This window comes from Pseudomonas sp. JS3066, from assembly GCF_036328175.1.
GTDB lineage: Bacteria > Pseudomonadota > Gammaproteobacteria > Pseudomonadales > Pseudomonadaceae > Metapseudomonas.
This window is the reverse complement of the sequence record NZ_CP143312.1, coordinates 4,810,784-4,829,347: the sequence shown is the minus strand read 5'-3', so window position 1 is coordinate 4,829,347 and position 18,564 is coordinate 4,810,784. Positions and strand designations below refer to the sequence as shown.

Here is an 18,564-nt window from a genome sequence, read left to right as displayed (position 1 = left end):
CATGGCGCTTTTGTTGTTCGCCCTCCTGACGGGCCTGGCCGCAGTCACCCTGGCACTGGGCCTTGTAGGTGAACGGCAACGCAAGCAGCGGGTTTACCAGCGGCTGCTGGGCAGCGAGGCTGCCGGACAACTGCCCGACAAACGCTGGCAACGCATGCTCCGGGCCGTGGGGGGCAGCCGCCTGGCACGTCGTTACCTCAGCCTGGACAGCGAGACTCAGGTGCTGCTCAACCGTGTTGGCTGGCGCCGCGCCAGCCGACGCACCCTGTTCCTCGCGTGCCAGTTACTTGCACCGCTGCTGCTGCTGGGCCTCGCGCTGATGTGGCAGTCGCTGCTGGCCAAGCCGCCTGCGCATCCTTGGCTCGTACCTTTCATTGCCGCCGGCTGCGGCGTGCTGCTACCCAAGCGCGTGTTGGCGATGGTCGCGCTGCGCCGCCAGAGCGCCCTGCAACAGGAACTGTCGGTATTCATCCCCATGGTCCGCATTCTCTTCGAGGCAGGTCTCACAGTGGAGCAGGCGCTACGGGTGCTGAGCCAGGACGGTCGCGACCTGATGCCCCTGCTGACCGCCGAGCTGCGCGGCGTGCTTCAGCATGTGGACTCTGGACTGGAACTGGGCGAGGAACTCGACAAGCTGGCGCGCCTGCTGGAAGTGGACGAGCTGACTGACAGCTTCACCATCCTCGAACAACTGGTGCGCCAGGGCGGGGGCGCGATGGCGTCGCTGCTGGCACTGAAAAGACTCTTGGACGACCGTCGCCTCACGCGGATGCAGGAGTACATCTCCAAGCTCTCCGGGAAGATGACGGTCGTGATGATGACGCTGCTGTTTCCGGCCTTGCTGCTCGTGCTGGGCGGCCCGGGAATGATGGCGATCAGCCGCGCAATGGGGGGAGCCGGATGAACAGGATGCTTGTGCTGTGCGCGCTTGGGCTGCTGGGTGGCTGCGCCCATTCGCCCGTCCAGGTCGATTGGTTGGCGCAGGGCGGTTGTGGCAAGCCGACCCAGGACCAGGAGCTGGCGTTGAACCTGGCCAAGGACATGGCCGCCGAGGGTCGCGCCCATGCCGCCCTGGCGCACCTCCAGGCCTTGCCGTCCAGCCTGGCGGAGGTGCGTCTGCGCCAGGCCCGTATCTACCGCAGCCTGCGGCGCAGCGAAGCGGAGCCGCTCTATCGCAGTCTGTTGGACACCTGTCTGGAGGCCGAGGGACACCATGGCCTGGGTCAGTTGGCGGCGGCCGGCGGCAACCAGCGCGAAGCCCTGGACCAGTTGCGCGAAGCCCTGCGTCTGTCGCCCACCGATCCCCGGGTCCGCAACGACCTGGGGCTGGTGCTGCTGCGGGACGGGCGGGTGGAGGATGCCCGATTCGAGTTCCTGACCGCCCTGGAACTGAGCCAGGACGACCCACTGCCCGCGCAGAACCTGCTGTCACTGTTCTTCTATCAGGAGGAGTACCAGCAGGCGGCGGAACTGGTATCGCGCTTGCACTTGCCGGCCGATCTGGTGCGCCAGGCCGAAGAGCGTGCGCGGCAGATGAAGCAGCAGGGGCTGTCGGCTCCGCTGGCGACGCGACCAGCAGCGGCTGACGCACCGCTGCTGGCCGAGGCAGACAAGTCCGGGCCTATTGCGGGCGAGGAGGTGGGGCAATGAAAGTCTGGATCGCAATCCTGCTCATGGGGGCCGGCGCTGGCTTGCAGGCGGCGGAAGATGCCCGCCACGCGCGGCATGAACGCCAGCGGCTCAGCGATCAGTGGCTGAGTATCCAGCGTGAAGGTAGCCAGGCCTCGCGCCATGCGCAGGCGGCCAGCGCCACGGAGCGTGAACTGGCCAACCAGCGCTGGCTGGACAGCTTCAAATACGCCATTCCCGAGCGCTACTACGGCAGCGGCATGACCGTGGAGAGCGGCTCGTCGAACCAGTGAGGCCAGGCATGCGCAGCCTTCATCGACAGCGCGGCGCCATTGGCCTGATGGCGACTGCGACCTTGCTGATGGCAATGATGCTGCTGGCTCTCACCGTCGATGCCGGGCGGTTGTACTTCGAGACGCGCAAACTGCAGCGGGTGGCGGATATGGCCGCCATGGAGAGCGCCTCACGGTCCGGACTCTGCGGCACTACCGCGGCCTCCGACGTGCTGGCCCTGGCCAACACCGCTGCGGCGCGGCATGGCTACGCCGGCAATCTGGGGGCAGGTCAGAACAGCGTTGGCCTCGGCTACGTCACCCTCAATGGCACAGAGGAGCGCAGGGTGTTCACGGCGTCGGCATCCCGTGCCGAAGCCGTGCGTGTGCTCGCAACTGAAGATGTGCCGGCCAGCCTGGTGCTGGGTGGGCTCTGGGGGGAGCGCCTGATACTCCAGGCCGAGGCTGTCGCGCAGCGTCCGGCCCTGGCCGCCTTTTCGCTGGGCAGTGGTCTGGCTTCCCTCGACAGCCAGCAGTCATCGGTACTCAACTCGCTGCTGGGCGGAATGCTCGGCACTACCCTGAGCCTCGATGCCGTCGCCTATCAGGGCCTGGCCAATGCTCGCCTGAATCTGCTGGAACTCAACCGCAATCTGCCGTCGGCCGCGCAGGTGGACCTTTCCGCTGGCGATGTGGAGCAACTTCTGGACAGCCGTATGACCCTCGACCAGGTGCTGGACGCCACGGTCGCTGCCGCCAATGCCCGCGAAACCCTGGCGGTGGACGTGCGCAACGGCCTGAACAGCCTGACGAATGTGACCCTCGGCGCCACCGAGGTGAAGCTGGCGGACATCCTCGATGTGGTGACACCCGTCAACGGTGGCCAGCAGGCGCTGCGTACCGATCTCAGCGTCCTCGATCTCGTCACGGCCCTGGCGTTTCTGGCCAACAAGGCGCATGCGGTGGATGTGGCGTTGGGGGTGAACCTGGGATTGGCCAATCTCGGCTTGAAGCTTTATGTCATTGAACCGCCAAAGCTGGCTGTGGGGCTGCCCGGCACCGACGCAAACGGGAACTGGCGCACGCAAGCGAAAACGGCACAGATAAGGTTGGAAGTGGGCGGGAAGGTGAATGTCGTGGCGGCAGAGGTGGACCTCGCCCTGAGCCTGACTGTGGCCCAGGGCTGGGCTGCGCTTCAGTCCATCGACTGCGGAAGCATCCTGCCCGGTAGCCGCCAGGTTTCCATCCTGGCGAAGCCGGGAGTCGCCGACTTGAGGCTCGGGCGCTACAGCCAGATCAGCGGCGCGAATCCGACTGTGAATCCCGTGGGGGTGAATCTCAATATTCCACTTTTGCCCAGCACCCTGCTGTCCATCTCTGGAGCCGCCAACATAGCCCCCGGACAACAGACGCCCGTGGACTTCTCGGTGACGCCCAGCCAGCCGCTGCCTCAACTGCAGCGAGTAGCCTCACCGGCTGCAGGATCACTCTCCCAAGGCGTTTCGCAGCTGAGCAGCAGCATGGATGTCGAACTGCTCAATGGATGTGGACTGCTTTGCTACCTGCTCACCCCGACGCTGAATGCCTTGATTCCGACGCTGACGCCGCTGATCGCTTCTCTCGGCCAGGTCGTACTGGAACCTGTCCTGAAGCTGCTCGGCATTGAGCTTGGCTATGTCGACGTGCGTCTGCTCGACCTGGATACCCCGGCGCCGCAGTTGATGCTCTGAGTCGAGATGGGGGCAGGTCGCGGTCTACCACCGTCGGCCCCCTCTCTCTGCGAGAGGGTTGGGTTGAGGGCGCGGGGCGATGCCGGGGCGCGGGGGGAGACCTTCGGCTTCCTTGGCGAATGAATTCGCCCCTACAGGATCAGTGCCCGATTGGGATGGCCAGCCAACAGCCCTACCTTCCCGGGAGCTGACACGAAGTCTCCTCGCAAGCTCTCAATGCGCCATCTGCGGCCGCCGCGCTGGCGGCGCCATGGCCAGGGCGAGCTGGGTGCGGTTGTGCATATGGGTCAGCCGCAGGATCTGCGACACATAGAGTTTCACGGTGTTTTCCGTCAGCCCCAGTTCGCAGGCTGTCTGGTAGTTGGTCATGCCCTTGCCCACGAGCTTGGCCACTTCGAGCTGGCGCGGCGAGAGTTTGTCGAACGGAGGTTGTACGCCCTGGAACTCCAAGGGCTGCGGGCTGTGATCGACGGGGCCGCGGCGGCGTTTGTTGATGTCGTGGTACAGCTCGTCGATGGATTCTGCGAGGGTGCGCAGCTTGCTGTTCAGCAGGGCGAGTTCCATGTTGTCGTGGCGACGCTGTTGCAGGCGTTCTTCCAGACGGCGTACGGCGCGCAGTACGTGCTCCGGATCGATGGGCTTCTGGTAGTAGTCGGCGACGCCGGCGCGCATCGCCTCTATCACATCTCGAGGCTCGGCCTGGCCGGTGAATATGATGGCTTCGAAGGCGCGGCTGGCGCTCTGACGCTCTATTTCCTGGACCAGGGCGATGCCATCCAGCTCCGGCATGTGCAGGTCGCAGAGCAGGATGCCGATGTCTAGATCTTCATGAAATCGCCGGAGGGCGTCGAGGCTGGAAGTGCAGCCGACACAGCGGTAACCGCAACTTTCGAGGAATTCCTGGAGTTCGACGACTATGGCTTCATCGTCGTCCACGACGAGCAGGGTGCAAGGTTGAGAATCCATGTTCAGCCTTCCAATGCGAGCGATACGGGCCATTGATGCCTGCGCTCCCCCAACCCGGCACGCGGGATTTGGAACGGTGGTGCAGCACTTTACGAAAGATATAGCACTTTCATATCACCGCTGTGCTGTTTGTCAGACAAAAAATGCCATCAGGCTGCCGGCAAACAGGAAAGGGCCATACGGGTAGCGGTGGACGCGCTCCGGAGCGATCTGGGCGAGTGTCTGGCGAAAGCTCGTGGGCAGCGCTGGCCAGAGCGGGCGCGAGAGGGTGGCCCAGGATAGATAGGCAAGGCCGGCACCGACCAGGCAATACAGGGTGAACAGGCTGTTGCTGCACAATGCGATGCCCACCAGCAGTTTCACGTCGGCGGCCCCCAGCTTGCCAAGCCACCAGCCGGGCAGGGTCAGTAGCAGGGCAAGGCCGGCAGCAGCGAGGGCCTGGCTCGGTGTCGCGCCCAGCAGGGTCTCTCCGCGCAGCAGCAGGTAGAGCAGGGCGACAGCGCTGCCGCCGAAGGTGAGCCAGTTGGAAATGCGCCGCTGTCGGATGTCCTGCAAGGCGCAAAGGGCGATCCAGAAAAGCACGGGGAGGGCCGACATGAAATTTCCGTTGCGTCCGAAAAGTCCTTCTATGCTGCTCACTGTGTAGCCGATTCTTTGGAAGGCAGCTGAGTATTTCTGCCGCAGTGCGGCCGCCAGTCAGGAAGGTTTCAATGAGAAAAGGGGTTGCGCCGCGCTTCGCCAGGCAGCAGAAGGGTGCTGCCGCGATCGAGTTTTCCCTGGTTTTCGTCATCTTCTTCGCAATCTTCTACGGCGTGGTCAGCTATTGCCTGCCGCTGTTGATGCTGCAGTCCTTCAATGAAGCCTCGGCCGATGCCGTGCGCCGTGCTGTTTCGATCAACCCCGAGTCCACTAACTTCCTCACGCTGGCCACCGCCGAGGCCAATACCGCGGTCTCCCAGAAGCTCGCCTGGTTGCCGGCCAGCGTACGCGGCAACCTGCCAGCGCCGGCGGTCACCCTCAGCGGCGGTGTGCTTACCGTGCGCATTGCCTATCCCTATGAGACCCGGCCGGTCGTGCCTTTCCTGGTGCTGCCGGGGATCGGGCGGGTGCCGCGCCTGCCGGCCGAGCTGGCGGCACAGTCCAGCCTTCGGGTACAGAATCCGTGAGGCTGGGCATGGATACCGTGGCAGAACAGTTGGGCTCATCGAGTCAGGCCTTGATCCAGGCGGCCCGCAGCACCCCATCCAGCCTGCTGCTGGCGCTGGACGCCCAGGGCCGAGTAATGGGCATAGCCGGGGCCCTGGGATTGCGTCTCGGCCGTTCGGCCAGCGGCCAGAGCCTACCGCTTTCGAGCTTCGTCAGTGGCCACTGCGCAGCGCTGTTGCAGGGGGCGCCGGACCAATGGGGCAGCGATTGCCTCGACCTGGATTTCATCTGCACTGACGGCCATTTGCTGCACGCTCGCGGCTGGCTTACCGCCACCCGTGACGGCTGGCTGCTGCAGGCCCTGGATATCAGCGACCTGATTCGGCACCAGCAATCGGGTGATCTGCGCCGACAGGCGCTGCTCCATGCCGGGCAAGCAGCGGAGCACCTGCGCCTGGCCAGCCCGGCCATGCTGCCGCAGGTTGCCAACGAGCTGCTGGAAGCGATCGCCTTGCGCTGGCGGGTACCCTGCATGGCACTGGCGTTGTACCTGCCGGGCGGGCAAGGCTGGCAGGTTTACGCCCAATACCGCAGCCACGGGGCGCCCGGCCTCTGGCAGGAAGGGCAGCGTTTGGGGCAGGAACTTGCCGATCTGCATGGTCGTGCCCCGCAACGCTGGAACTGGTCCCAGCTGTCGCAGCATCCGCGGCTATTCGCGTTGCTGGGCGATGGTCCGGCCTATCTGGTGCCCTATGTGGAACTCACCGGTGTCAGCGCCTGGTTATTCTGTGCACCGTTCGAACCCGATCCCCATGCTGCCTTGGGCGACGCCGAATGGCAGCAGATCTGTGCGCAGCTCGCCGGCTCCCTGCTGACGCGGCTGCGGGAGCAGAGCCAGCGTCACGAGGGGGGGCGTCTGGATGCATTGCAAGGGCTGCTGGGCGCGGGCTGGTGGGAGTACTTGCCCGCCTCCAGGGAGGTATTGCTGGCACCCGCGCTGGCGCGGGCCTGGCAGGCAGACGACCAGGACCGGCTGCCACTGGAAAACTGGTTGCAGCGGGTCCACCCGGCCGACCGCGACGAGTTCCGCGCTCGGCTGCGCGCCAGCGAGCTGAATGGCCAGGGATTCACCCAATGCGTGCGCCTGTACATGCCGGGCGCGCAGGAGGGCGCGATCTGGCATCGGCTCCAGGCCCGGGTACAAGGTCCGGCGTCCCAGCCACGGGTGTTCGGATTCTTGCTCGACATCAGTGACATCAAGGCACAGGAAGCCAGCGCGGCGGCCGCCCATGCACGCCTGCGCAACCTGATCGCCAGTGCCCCAGCGGTTACCTACGTGCTGCGTTACGACGACGGTGCACTGTTGCCGGAGTTCTGCAGCGACAGCCTGGGCCCAATGCTCGGCTGGTCCCTGGCGGAGCTGCAGCAGGGAGGGCTGGCCGAACGTGTCCACCCGGAAGATCACGAGATTTTCTTTACCCGCACCCGCAACCTGCTGCGCGAGGGTCAGGTCAGCTGCCGCTACCGCCTGCGTGACCGCCAGGGCAACTACCACTGGCTGCTGGACGAAGCCCGCCTGCTGCGCAACGAACTGGGCCAGCCCCTGGAGGCGGTAGGCATCTGGCTGGACGTGACGGAAGCCACCCTGGCCGCCGAGCGAGTGCGCGAGAGCGAGGAGCGCTATCGCATCCTGGTGGAGGATTCGCCAGCGATGATCTGTCGCTACACCCCCGACCTGGTGCTGCGCTTCGCCAACCGGCCGCTGGCGGACTACCTGGAATGTCGACCGGAGGATGTGGCTGGCACCAACCTCGGCGCCTGGCTCTCCGACGAGCAGCGCCAGACCTTCCAGGAGCGGCTGATCGGCCTCACGCCGGAGCAGCCGGTGAGCACCGCCGAAATCTGCCTGCAGTTGCCCGGCCGCGAGCACGCCTGGTGGATCTGGGCAGACCGTGGCGTATTCGACGAGCATGGCCGCCTTCTGGAAGTTCAGGCGGTTGGGCGCGACAACACCGAGGTGCGCAAGGCCCAGCAGCAGCTCTACCAGGGCGCCAAGATGGCCACTCTGGGCGAGATGGCTACCGGCCTTGCCCATGAGATGAACCAGCCCCTGAACGTGATGCGCATGGCGGTGGCCAATGTGCTCAAGCGTCTGGCCAGCGACGAGGTGCAGGTGGATTACCTGCGCGACAAGTTGCTGCGCATCGAGGCCCAGGTGCAGCGCGCGGCGCGCATCGTCGACCACATGCGCGTCTTCGGCCGACGCTCGGACGTGGAGCAGCAGCTGTTCGATCCACGCCAGGCGGTCGAGGGAGCCTTGTCGCTGCTCTCCGACGGGCTACGTGGCAAGGGCGTGGACGTGCGTCTCGTCCTGGGCGAACAAAGCTTCGCCGTGCGCGGATTTGCCGACCAGCTTGAACAGGTCCTGATCAACCTCATGGTCAATGCCCGCGACGCGATGCTGAGCAAGAAGGAAAAGGAGCCGGACTTCACTCCGGCCATCATCGTCGGGCTGGAGCCTCGCGGTGCCTGGGTGGAACTGCGCGTGGAGGACAATGGCGGGGGAATCGACCCGCGCTTGCTGGAGAAGATCTTCGAACCCTTCTTCACCACCAAGCCGGTGGGCAAGGGCACTGGCCTTGGGTTGTCGGTGAGCTACGGCATCGTCCAGCAGATGGGCGGACGCCTCAGCGTCGAGAATGCTGCCGAGGGGGCCTGTTTCCGTATCGCACTGCCGTTGCTCGAGGCATCAGCGGGGGATGCCCGCCTGGTCGAAGGCGGCACAGTGGTCGCCGGTTAGCAACTGGCCTGGCCCGATGCGACATCCCGACCTGGTCGCCCCTGTGGCATTACCTCCGAACCTGACTACCCTTTCATTGGATATGCCTGGCGATTTAGCAGGCACCGTCTGCCTGATGAGGGAGAACACGATGGACATGAATCGTCGTCAGTTCTTCAAGGTCTGTGCCGTGGGCCTTGGAGGATCGAGCCTGGCGGCTCTGGGGGTAGCGCCCCCGGAAGCTTTCGCCGACCAGGTGCGCCATTTCAAACTGGCGCGCACTGTCGAGACGCGCAACACCTGCCCATACTGCTCGGTCGGCTGCGGCCTGATCATGTACAGCCAGGGCGACGCGGCGAAAAACGTCGCGCAGAACATCATCCATATCGAAGGCGATGCGGATCACCCGGTGAACCGTGGAACCCTCTGCCCGAAGGGCGCCGGTCTGCTGGACTTCGTCCACAGCCCCAACCGACTCAAGTACCCGGAGATTCGCGAGCCCGGCTCCAGCGAGTGGAAGCGCATCGAGTGGGATGACGCCCTCGATCGCATCGCCAAGCTGATGAAGGCCGACCGCGACGCCAACTTCGTCGAGAAGAACGACCAGGGCCAGACGGTGAACCGCTGGCTGACCACGGGCTTCCTCGCGGCGTCGGCGTCCTCCAACGAGGCCGGTTACATCACCCACAAGGTGGTGCGTTCCCTTGGCATGCTGGGGTTCGATAACCAAGCGCGTGTCTGACATGGCCCGACGGTGGCAGGTCTTGCCCCGACGTTTGGCCGTGGAGCCATGACGAACCACTGGACCGACATCAAGAATGCCGATCTGGTGCTGATCATGGGTGGCAACGCCGCCGAAGCCCACCCTTGTGGATTCAAGTGGGTCACCGAAGCCAAGGCGCACAACAACGCCCGGTTGATTGTGGTCGATCCGCGCTTCACCCGTTCGGCCTCCGTTGCCGACTACTACGCGCCGATCCGCACTGGCACCGATATCGCCTTCCTCGGTGGACTGATCAACTACCTGATCAGCCAGGACAAGATCCAGCACGAGTACGTGCGCAACTACACCGACGCGCCCTTCATCGTGAACGACGGCTTCACCTTCCAGGACGGCCTGTTCAGCGGCTACGACGAAGCCAAGCGCGCCTACCCCGACAAGTCCACCTGGAGCTACGCCAAGGGTGAGGACGGCTACGTCCGCGCCGACATGACCCTGCAGGACCCGCGCTGCGTGTTCCAGTTGATGAAGCAGCACTACAGCCGCTACACGCCGGACCTTGTCAGCAGCATCTGCGGCACGCCGAAGGAACAACTGGAAAAGGTCTGGAGCCAGGTTGCGGAGACCTCCAACCCGCGCAAGACCATGACCATCATGTATGCCCTGGGCTGGACCCAGCACTCGGTGGGCTCGCAGATGATCCGCACTGGCGCCATGGTGCAGCTCCTGCTGGGCAATATCGGCATGCCCGGCGGCGGCATGAACGCCCTGCGTGGCCACTCCAACATCCAGGGGCTGACCGACCTTGGCCTGCTCTCCAACTCCCTGCCGGGCTACCTGACCCTGCCGGCTGATGCCGAGCAGGACTACGCCGCGTACATCGACAAACGCGCGGCCAAGCCGGTGCGACCGGGGCAGATGTCCTACTGGCAGAACTACGGCAAGTTCCACGTCAGCCTTATGAAGTCCTGGTTCGGCAAGTCGGCCACTGCCGAGAACAACTGGTGCTACGACTGGTTGCCCAAGCTCGATGTACCGGCCTATGACGTGTTGCGTTACTTCGACCTGATGCACCAGGGCAAGGTGAACGGCTACTTCTGCCAGGGCTTCAACCCGATTGGCTCCTTCCCCAACAAGGCCAAGGTCACTGAAAGCCTCAGCAAGCTGAAGTACCTGGTGGTCATGGACCCGCTGGCCACCGAGACCTCCGAATTCTGGCGCAATGCCGGCGAGTTCAACGATGTCGACTCCGCCAGCATCCAGACCACGGTATTCCGCTTGCCCACCACCTGCTTTGCGGAGGAAGACGGCTCCCTGGTCAACAGCGGGCGCTGGCTGCAGTGGCACTGGAAGGGCGCCGAACCACCGGGGCAGGCACGTACCGACATCGCCATCATGGGCGGCCTGTTGCATCGACTGCGCTCGGCCTACACGAAAGACGGCGGCGCCTTCCCTGACCCGATCCTGGGGCTGGACTGGAACTACCTGCGGCCGGATGAACCAGGGCCGGATGAGATTGCTCGCGAGTTCAACGGCAAGGCCCTGGCCGACCTCACCGACCCGGCCACCGGAGCGGTGCTGCTCAAGGCCGGCGAACAAGTGCCGGGCTTTGCCGTACTGCGCGACGACGGCAGTACCGCCAGTGGCTGCTGGATCTTCGCTGGCTGCTGGACCGCTGCCGGTAACCAGATGGCTCGCCGCGACAATGCCGATCCCTACGCCATGGGGCAGACCCTCGGCTGGGCCTGGGCCTGGCCGGCGAACCGGCGCATCCTCTACAACCGTGCCTCGGCCGACCCCTCCGGCAAGCCGTGGAACCCGGAGAAGAAACGCCTGGTGTGGTGGAACGGCAAGGTCTGGACCGGCACCGATGTGCCGGACTACAAGGCTGACGTCGCGCCCGAAGCGGGCATGAGCCCGTTCATCATGAACCCCGAAGGCGTGGCGCGTTTCTTCGCCCTCGACAAGATGAACGAAGGCCCGTTCCCCGAGCACTACGAACCCTTCGAGACCCCCATCGGGCGCAACCCCTTGCACCCGGAACACGCCAAGGTCACCAGCAACCCGGCAGCCAGGGTGTTCAAGGGTGACTGGGAAGCGTTCGGCAAGGCGGCTGACTTCCCCATCGCCGCCACCACCTACCGCCTCACCGAGCACTTCCACTTCTGGACCAAGCACTGCCGGCTGAACGCTATTACCCAGCCCGAGCAGTTCGTCGAGATCAGCGAAGTGCTGGCCAAGGAACTGGGCATCGCGGCGGGTGATCGGGTCAAGGTCTCCTCCAACCGCGGCTTCATCAAGGCCGTGGCCGTGGTGACCAAGCGCCTGAAACCGCTGACCGTGGACGGCAAGACCGTGCACCAGGTCGGCATTCCGCTGCATTGGGGCTTCTCCGGTGTGGCGCGCCCCGGCTACATCACCAATACGCTTACTCCCTTCGTCGGCGACGGCAATACGCAGACACCGGAGTTCAAGTCGTTCCTGGTGAAAGTGGAAAAGGCATGAGGAGCTGAGCCATGGCATCACAAGACATCATCGCCCGCTCCGCCACCACCACGCCCATGCCATCCGTGCGCCAGATGGACGAGGTGGCCAAGCTCATCGACGTCTCCAAGTGCATCGGCTGCAAGGCCTGCCAGGTGGCGTGCTCGGAATGGAACGATCTGCGTGACGAGGTCGGCCAGAACCACGGCACCTACGACAACCCGGCAGACCTCACGGCCAACACCTGGACCCTGATGCGCTTCACCGAGCATGAGACCGAGGCCGGCAACCTGGAGTGGCTGATCCGCAAGGACGGCTGCATGCACTGCGACGAACCGGGCTGCCTGGCGGCCTGCCCGAGCCCGGGCGCCATTGTGAAGTACGCCAACGGCATCGTCGACTTCAACCAGGACAAGTGCATCGGCTGCGGTTACTGCATCACCGGTTGCCCGTTCAACATTCCTCGCATCTCGCAGAAGGACCACAAGGCCTACAAATGCACCCTGTGTTCCGACCGTGTATCCGTGGGCCTGGAGCCGGCCTGCGTGAAAACCTGCCCGACCGGCGCCATCGTCTTCGGCAGCAAGGAAGACATGAAGGAGCACGCCGCCGAGCGCATTGTCGACCTCAAGTCCCGCGGTTTCGAGAACGCCGGGCTGTATGACCCGCAGGGCGTCGGCGGCACCCACGTCATGTACGTGCTGCACCACGCCGACCAGCCGTCGCTCTACGCCGGCCTGCCGAACGACCCGGCCATCAGCCCGATGGTCAGCCTGTGGAAAGGCGTGACCAAACCCCTTGGTTTGTTGGCAATGGGCGTAGTGGCGTTGTTCGGCTTCTTCCACTACGTGCGGGTCGGCCCGAACAAGGTCGAGGAAGACGATGCCCCTCGGGGTGATTCGGCAGTCCACAAGGTCGACCCTTCGGTGCACAGCTTCGATCCCAAGGCACCGAAATGAACGCGGCACAGGACAACCCCCTCTCCCTTCAGGGAGAGGGCTGGGGAGAGGGTGGCAGGACTCGATCCCAGTTACGGAGCCCGATATGAACAAAGACATCGAACGCTACACCCCCTCCGAGCGCAGCAATCACTGGGCGGTGGCCATCCTGTTCTTCCTCGCCGGATTGTCCGGCCTGGCGCTGTTCCATCCAGCCCTCTTCTGGCTGACCAGCTTCTTTGGCGGCGGCCCCTGGACGCGCATCCTGCACCCGTTCCTCGGTGTTGCCATGTTCCTCTTCTTCATCTGGCTGGCCATGCGCTTCGCCCACCACAACCGTTGGGCGAAATCCGATAGCCAATGGCTGAAGCAATGGAAGGACGTGGTGAACAACCGCGAAGACAAGCTGCCTGAAGTCGGCCGCTACAACGCCGGTCAGAAGTTGCTGTTCTGGGTGCTGCTGCTCAGCATGCTGGTGCTGCTGGCCACGGGCGTGGTGATCTGGCGGCAGTACTTCAGCCATCTGTTCGGCATCGACCTCATCCGTCTCGCCGCACTGCTGCACGCCTTTGCCGCCTGGGTGCTGATTCTCAGCATCATCGTGCACATCTATGCAGGTATCTGGATCAAGGGTTCCATCAGCGCCATGCTCCACGGTTGGGTCAGCAAGGGCTGGGCCCGCAAGCACCATGGCGCCTGGTACAAGGAAGTGACCAAGGGTGAGGGCGGCAAGCACTGACCGATCCAGACCAGGTTCGTAGGATGGGTGGAGCGCAGCGATGTCCATCAATTAGGCGCAAATGGTGGGTATCGCGTTGCTCCACCCACCCTACACAAGCCCCAAGCAGTCACTGAAGGAGTCCTGCGTGTCAGGCCAGATACTCGAGCCCGGCCAGATCGAGGCCGCCGCCAACATCCCACCCTTTCTCCACCTGCCCGGACGCGACCTGTTCCACGTACGCGCGGCACGCCTGCGTCAGCTCGCCGAAGGCCATCCACTTGCCGGCTACCTGCTGCTGGTGGCTGCACTCTGCGATGCCCAGCAAAGGGTGCTGGACAACCCGCCGCCACTGCCCGGCCCGGCTCCCGAAGCCCTGGCCCGCAGTCTTGAACACGGCATGCCGCCCATCGCCTTCGAGGCGCTGGTGCGTGCCGATGGCTGGCTTTCCGTGCTCGATGCCTTGCTGGAGCGCTTCCCGGCACCGGCCAACGCGGCCGTCGCCGATGCCTTGCGACAGTTGCGCGAAGCTGATGCTGCCCAACGCAAAACCTGGGGAGTGGGCCTGCTCAGCGGACAGTTCGACTTGCTGCCGCCTGCCATCGCCCCCTTTGTCGGTGCTGCCCTGCAAGTCGCCTTCAGTCACTGGCTGCTGGCCCTGCCCGACGGTTCCATTGTCGAGAACGACGCCAAGGTCCTGTGCCCGGCCTGCGGTTCGCCCCCGGTCAGCGGCATGATCCGTCATCGCGGCAAGCACAACGGCCTGCGCTACCTGGCCTGTTCGCTGTGCTCCTGCGAATGGCACTACGTGCGCCTGAAGTGCAGCCATTGCCAGGAGAGCAAGCACCTCGCCCAGCTCTCCCTCGAACGCGACGATGTGAAGGGCGAACAGGCGCCCATCCGTGCCGAGGCTTGCCCCAGCTGCCAGGGTTACCTCAAACAGTGCTACCTGGAGTTCGACGCTGAGGCCGAGGCGCAGGCCGACGACCTGGCGAGTCTCGACCTCGATGTGCGCCTGAGCGAAGAAGGCTATCTGCGCCGCGCGCCCAACCTCCTGCTGGCCCCTGGATCGGAATAAGCACCTAGACTCAAGCACGGACCCAATGCCCCGCGCTAAGGAATGCCCATGTCGGCCGCTCGCTTGCCTTCTGTCGACCGCCTGCTGCGCAGCCCGGCCTGCGCCCCTCTGCAACGCCGTTACGGCCGTGAGGCCCTGCTCAAGACCCTGCGTAACCTGCTCGACGAATTGCGCGAGCCGGCGCGTCATGGCCAGCTCGCCGCCATCGAACTGACCGATGCCGTACTCGCCGGTCGTGCTGGCGAGCGCCTTGCCGCCGCCCACTCCAGCCGGGTGCGGCGAGTGTTCAACCTCACCGGTACCGTGCTGCACACCAACCTCGGCCGCGCCCTGCTGCCGGATGAAGCCATCGAAGCCATCACCTTGGCGGCACGCTACCCGCTCAACCTGGAGTTCGATCTCGCCAGTGGTAAACGCGGCGACCGCGACGACCTCATCACCGGCCTGGTCCGCGAGCTCACGGGTGCTGAGGCAGTCACCGTGGTCAACAACAACGCCGCGGCGGTGCTACTGGCGCTGAATAGCCTGGGCGCACGCAAGGAAGGGGTGATTTCCCGAGGCGAACTGATCGAGATCGGTGGCGCATTCCGCATTCCTGACATCATGGCCCGCGCCGGTGTGAAACTCGTCGAAGTGGGCACCACCAACCGCACCCACGCCAAGGACTACCAGGCCGTCATCAGCCCGCGCACCGGCCTGCTCATGCGCGTGCACACCAGCAACTACAGCGTGCAAGGCTTCACCGCCAGCGTACCCACGGCAGAGCTGGCGACCATCGCCCACGCCCATGGCCTGCCCCTGCTAGAAGACCTCGGGAGCGGTACGCTGGTGGACCTCACCCGCTGGGGCCTGCCCAAGGAACCCACTGTGCAAGAGGCCCTGCGAGACGGCGCTGACATCGTCACCTTCAGTGGCGACAAACTGCTCGGCGGCCCTCAGGCAGGACTGATCCTCGGCAGCAAGGAGCTGATCGGGCGAATCAAGAAGAATCCTCTCAAGCGCGCCCTGCGCGTGGACAAGCTGACCCTCGCTGCCCTCGAGGCCGTGCTTGGCCTGTATCGCGATCCGGAACGCCTGGCCGAGCGCCTCACCACCCTGCGCCTGCTAAGCCGCTCGCAACAGGACATCCAGATTCAGGCCGAGCGCCTTGCGCCACAGGTGGCTGCGCAACTTGGGGCTGGCTGGCTGGTAAGCGCGGTGTCGGCACTCGGGATGATCGGTAGCGGTGCGCAGCCGGTAGCACGCTTGCCCAGCGCAGCCCTCTGCCTGCGCCCACAACAACCCAAGCGCCTGCGCGGCCGAGCGCTGCGCTTGCTGGAAGAAAACCTGCGCACCTTGCCCATCCCGGTGATCGGTCGCCTCGACGACGATGCCCTCTGGCTCGACCTGCGCCAGCTCGACGATGAACCCGCCTTCCTCGCTCAACTGCCGCAACTGCAGGGGGCCGTTGAGTGATAGTCGGCACCGCAGGCCATATCGATCACGGCAAGACAGCACTCCTCAAGGCCCTAACCGGCCTGGAAGGTGACCGCCGTCCGGCCGAGCGCGAGCGCGGCATCACCATTGACCTTGGCTACCTGCATGCGGACCTCGGTGACGGCCAACCTACTGCCTTCATCGACGTGCCTGGCCACGAACGTTTCATCCACAACATGCTGGCCGGCGCCTGTGGCATCGACCTGTTGCTGCTGGTCGTGGCCGCCGACGACGGAGTGATGCCGCAGACCCGTGAACACCTTGCCATTGCCGAACTGCTGGGTGTCCGTAGGGCCGTTGTGGCGCTGACCAAGCTCGACCGTGTCGATGCCAAACGTGTGGGCCAGGTACGAGCCGAGGTCACGGAGCTGCTGGCGCCGGGGCCATTGGCAGGTGCTGAAATCTTTCCGGTGGACAGCCTTGGCGGACAGGGGATCGACACGCTGCGCCAGGCGCTGTTGGCGGAAGCGGCGCGCAGCACCGGGGGCGACACTGACGGATATTTCCGCCTGCCAATCGACCGCGCCTTCAGCGTCTCCGGTGCGGGTGTGGTGGCCACCGGTACAGCCTTTGCCGGGCGAGTGAAGGTAGGGGATGAGCTGGTCCTCAGCCCTTCTGGCCGAACGTTGCGCGTACGCGGCCTGCACGCACGCAACCAGCAAGTACAAGAGGTCCAGGCGGGGCAGCGCGTGGCCCTCAACATCACGGGCGACCGCCTGAACCTGGAACAGATTCATCGCGGCGACTGGCTACTGGCCCCGGCCCTGCTGGCGCCCACCACGCGTGTGGATATCGACCTGCGCCTGCTGCCCAGTGAGCCCCACGACCTCGCCCACTGGACGCCGGTGCACATTCACCTGGGCGCTCAGGACGTCACCGGTCGCGTGGCGTTGTTGGAGGGCACCAGCCTTGCCCCCGGCCGCAGCAGTTTCGCCCAACTGCTGCTGAATGCGCCGGCCCATGCGGTACACGGCGACCGTCTGGTGCTGCGTGACCAGTCCGCCCAGCGCACCCTCGGCGGCGGCCGTGTGCTCGACCCCTTCGCACCTGCGCGCAATCGGCGCACGCCCGAGCGACTGGCCCAACTGCAAGCGCTGCGCGGAGACGGCCTGGAAGCCGCCTTGCCGGCCTTGCTCAGCACGGCCAGCAATGGCCTCGACCCGCAGTTGCTGGAGCGGCAGTTCAACCACCCCCGCGTCGGCTGGGCGCTGCCCGCCGACGCGGTAGAAATCCCCACCCGCATCGGCCTGCGACTGTTCGCCAAACAACGTTGGCAAGCGCTGGAACAGCAACTGCTCGACGGCCTGGCCCGCTTCCACGCCGAACTCCCCGATGAGCTCGGCCCCGACCGCGACCGTTTGCGCCGCTACGCCCTGCCTGAACTGGAACGACCCGTCTTCATCGCCCTGCTCGAGCAGTACCTCGCCAGCGGCGCCGTGCAAGCCAGCGGCGCCTGGCTGCACCTGCCGGACCACCGCGTGCAGTTGAACGAAGCCGACGAGGCCTTGCGCCTGCGCATCTGGCCGCTGCTGGAGGCCGGTCGATACGACCCGCCCTGGGTTCGCGACCTGGCCAAGGAGCTGGCGGTTGAGGAGGGCGCCATGCGCCTGTTGGAACGCAAACTCGCCCGCCTCGGCCTGCTGCATCAGGTGGTGAAAGACCTGTTCTACCCGGACACGACTATCCGCCAACTGGCTACACTGGCCCGGCAACTACAGGATGAAAGCGGCAGCATCAAAGCCGCTGTCTGGCGCGACCATCTCGCCATCGGCCGCAAGCGCAGCATCCAGTTACTGGAATACTTCGACCGCATCGGCTTCACCCGCCGCATCGGCGACCAACGCAAGATCAGGGAAGACTCTGCGCTAGCCCAAGCGTCCGGCCCCTGAACACGAGTCATGGAAGGCAAGCACGCCCGGTGGCGTGGCCGGGCTTCAAACCCGGTGGGGGACGGCAGCCGTTCCTGGGTGGGTTCGACTCCCACTGCCTTCCGCCAATTCAAAGCGCAATGCAGTGTTCAACGTCTGTGTTTTCCCATTATTTCCGTGACTTGCGCCAGTTTCTTAGTGTCGTGCCTGACATTTAGACAGACGGTCATTCCGTTGGGAGCTATGGCTCTTGCGGCAATAACGGGCGCTGAGCACTATTTAAGCAGTTATCCCTGCAGTTCTTGAGTCGGGAGAGGGTGGTCATGGGTTGGCTGCTCGAACTCGAACCTGCCACAACAGCTAGCGCCTCTAAGAGGGCGTTCTGAAACACAGCGACCATCAGGAGTTGACATGACTATCCGATTCGCACTGGGCAGCGCGCTGGTCCTCATGGCGAGCGTGGCTTTTGCCGCAGCTCCGGCAGCCAAGAAGGACAGTGACAATTACTACCTGAACTGGCAGGAGCGTAACGGCGCGATCGCTCTGGACACGGTGTGCAGCAAGAACGAGAAGGGCTCCAAGCAGTTCCGCAACTGCCAGCAGCATGCGCAGGTGATTTTCCGCAACTCCTGCACCAAGGCGAAGGACCCGGCCAGCAAGTGGTGCGTTGCGCAAGCCCAGTACAAGCCCTGAGTTCGTTTCGGTCGCGGAGGAAGGAACGAACTTCCTCCCGTCGCCCACTCCTCTAAAGCCACCATT

The 18,564-nt window shown here is 64.8% G+C and carries 15 protein-coding genes and 1 tRNA gene; 14 read left to right on the top strand and 2 right to left on the bottom strand.

Features of this window, described 5'->3' with window-relative positions; all coding sequences use genetic code 11:
* Window position 1 precedes the first annotated feature (1 nt).
* From SA496_RS22865 to SA496_RS22850, 4 genes are read left to right on the top strand one after another with little or no spacing between them, the layout of a single operon-like run.
* Window positions 2–904 carry a type II secretion system F family protein gene (locus SA496_RS22865; protein ID WP_330114513.1) on the top strand — a complete coding sequence of 301 codons (903 nt, stop codon included), beginning with the start codon at window positions 2–4 and terminating at the stop codon, window positions 902–904.
* Window positions 901–1,650 carry a tetratricopeptide repeat protein gene (locus tag SA496_RS22860; RefSeq protein WP_256660909.1) on the top strand — a complete coding sequence of 250 codons (750 nt, stop codon included), beginning with the start codon at window positions 901–903 and terminating at the stop codon, window positions 1,648–1,650. Before SA496_RS22865 ends, SA496_RS22860 begins: the two co-directional genes overlap by 4 nt.
* Window positions 1,647–1,922 (top strand): DUF3613 domain-containing protein, encoded by a 276-nt coding sequence (locus tag SA496_RS22855; protein WP_120654347.1) that lies wholly within the window; start codon window positions 1,647–1,649, stop codon window positions 1,920–1,922. Before SA496_RS22860 ends, SA496_RS22855 begins: the two co-directional genes overlap by 4 nt.
* Before the next feature lie 8 nt (window positions 1,923–1,930).
* On the top strand, window positions 1,931–3,631 hold the full coding sequence (locus SA496_RS22850) for a TadG family pilus assembly protein (protein ID WP_330114512.1): 1,701 nt from the start codon (window positions 1,931–1,933) through the stop codon (window positions 3,629–3,631).
* A gap of 213 nt (window positions 3,632–3,844) precedes the next feature.
* Here SA496_RS22850 and SA496_RS22845 read toward each other — a convergent pair whose 3' ends face one another.
* Window positions 3,845–4,597: a response regulator transcription factor gene (locus SA496_RS22845; RefSeq protein WP_120654349.1), complete on the bottom strand. Its 753-nt coding sequence runs from the start codon at window positions 4,595–4,597 to the stop codon at window positions 3,845–3,847.
* Window positions 4,598–4,729: 132 nt separating this feature from the next.
* The gene (locus SA496_RS22840; RefSeq protein WP_120654350.1) at window positions 4,730–5,194 is read right to left on the bottom strand and encodes a prepilin peptidase; all 465 of its coding nucleotides are present in this window, start codon (window positions 5,192–5,194) and stop codon (window positions 4,730–4,732) included.
* 113 nt (window positions 5,195–5,307) lie between these two features.
* Here SA496_RS22840 and SA496_RS22835 point away from each other — a divergent pair, with 113 nt between their 5' ends.
* The 10 genes from SA496_RS22835 (at window position 5,308) to SA496_RS22790 (ending at window position 18,498) form a co-directional block, all read left to right on the top strand.
* Window positions 5,308–5,763, top strand: coding sequence for a TadE/TadG family type IV pilus assembly protein (locus SA496_RS22835; protein WP_120654351.1), 456 nt, complete (start codon window positions 5,308–5,310; stop codon window positions 5,761–5,763).
* A gap of 8 nt (window positions 5,764–5,771) precedes the next feature.
* On the top strand, window positions 5,772–8,543 hold the full coding sequence (locus SA496_RS22830) for an ATP-binding protein (protein ID WP_330114511.1): 2,772 nt from the start codon (window positions 5,772–5,774) through the stop codon (window positions 8,541–8,543).
* A gap of 130 nt (window positions 8,544–8,673) precedes the next feature.
* Window positions 8,674–11,748, top strand: a complete 3,075-nt coding sequence (gene fdnG / locus SA496_RS22825) for a formate dehydrogenase-N subunit alpha (protein ID WP_330114510.1) — start codon at window positions 8,674–8,676, stop codon at window positions 11,746–11,748.
* A gap of 11 nt (window positions 11,749–11,759) precedes the next feature.
* Window positions 11,760–12,686 carry a formate dehydrogenase subunit beta gene (gene fdxH / locus SA496_RS22820; RefSeq protein ID WP_330114509.1) on the top strand — a complete coding sequence of 309 codons (927 nt, stop codon included), beginning with the start codon at window positions 11,760–11,762 and terminating at the stop codon, window positions 12,684–12,686.
* 85 nt (window positions 12,687–12,771) lie between these two features.
* Window positions 12,772–13,404 (top strand): formate dehydrogenase subunit gamma, encoded by a 633-nt coding sequence (locus SA496_RS22815; RefSeq protein ID WP_120654355.1) that lies wholly within the window; start codon window positions 12,772–12,774, stop codon window positions 13,402–13,404.
* Window positions 13,405–13,531: 127 nt separating this feature from the next.
* Window positions 13,532–14,461, top strand: coding sequence for a formate dehydrogenase accessory protein FdhE (gene fdhE, locus SA496_RS22810; protein WP_330114508.1), 930 nt, complete (start codon window positions 13,532–13,534; stop codon window positions 14,459–14,461).
* 48 nt (window positions 14,462–14,509) lie between these two features.
* Window positions 14,510–15,916 carry an L-seryl-tRNA(Sec) selenium transferase gene (selA, locus tag SA496_RS22805; protein WP_330114507.1) on the top strand — a complete coding sequence of 469 codons (1,407 nt, stop codon included), beginning with the start codon at window positions 14,510–14,512 and terminating at the stop codon, window positions 15,914–15,916.
* A complete protein-coding gene (gene selB, locus SA496_RS22800; RefSeq protein ID WP_330114506.1) occupies window positions 15,913–17,826 on the top strand; it encodes a selenocysteine-specific translation elongation factor in 1,914 nt (637 codons plus the stop codon). The genes selA and selB overlap by 4 nt, the downstream gene beginning before the upstream one ends.
* Before the next feature lie 11 nt (window positions 17,827–17,837).
* Window positions 17,838–17,933 (top strand) — tRNA-Sec (locus SA496_RS22795).
* A gap of 283 nt (window positions 17,934–18,216) precedes the next feature.
* Window positions 18,217–18,498 (top strand): hypothetical protein, encoded by a 282-nt coding sequence (locus SA496_RS22790; protein WP_120654374.1) that lies wholly within the window; start codon window positions 18,217–18,219, stop codon window positions 18,496–18,498.
* The last annotated feature ends 66 nt before the right edge of the window (window positions 18,499–18,564 follow it).

Coding starts and splice junctions, on each gene's coding strand:
- SA496_RS22855 (WP_120654347.1), top strand. CDS start 1,647: ATGAAAGTCTGGATCGCAATCCTGCTCATGGGGGCCGGCGCTGGCTTG.
- SA496_RS22790 (WP_120654374.1), top strand. CDS start 18,217: ATGACTATCCGATTCGCACTGGGCAGCGCGCTGGTCCTCATGGCGAGC.
- SA496_RS22840 (WP_120654350.1), bottom strand. CDS start 5,194: ATGTCGGCCCTCCCCGTGCTTTTCTGGATCGCCCTTTGCGCCTTGCAG.
- SA496_RS22850 (WP_330114512.1), top strand. CDS start 1,931: ATGCGCAGCCTTCATCGACAGCGCGGCGCCATTGGCCTGATGGCGACT.
- SA496_RS22860 (WP_256660909.1), top strand. CDS start 901: ATGAACAGGATGCTTGTGCTGTGCGCGCTTGGGCTGCTGGGTGGCTGC.
- SA496_RS22865 (WP_330114513.1), top strand. CDS start 2: ATGGCGCTTTTGTTGTTCGCCCTCCTGACGGGCCTGGCCGCAGTCACC.
- SA496_RS22835 (WP_120654351.1), top strand. CDS start 5,308: ATGAGAAAAGGGGTTGCGCCGCGCTTCGCCAGGCAGCAGAAGGGTGCT.
- SA496_RS22830 (WP_330114511.1), top strand. CDS start 5,772: ATGGATACCGTGGCAGAACAGTTGGGCTCATCGAGTCAGGCCTTGATC.
- SA496_RS22815 (WP_120654355.1), top strand. CDS start 12,772: ATGAACAAAGACATCGAACGCTACACCCCCTCCGAGCGCAGCAATCAC.
- fdxH (WP_330114509.1), top strand. CDS start 11,760: ATGGCATCACAAGACATCATCGCCCGCTCCGCCACCACCACGCCCATG.
- selA (WP_330114507.1), top strand. CDS start 14,510: ATGTCGGCCGCTCGCTTGCCTTCTGTCGACCGCCTGCTGCGCAGCCCG.
- SA496_RS22845 (WP_120654349.1), bottom strand. CDS start 4,597: ATGGATTCTCAACCTTGCACCCTGCTCGTCGTGGACGACGATGAAGCC.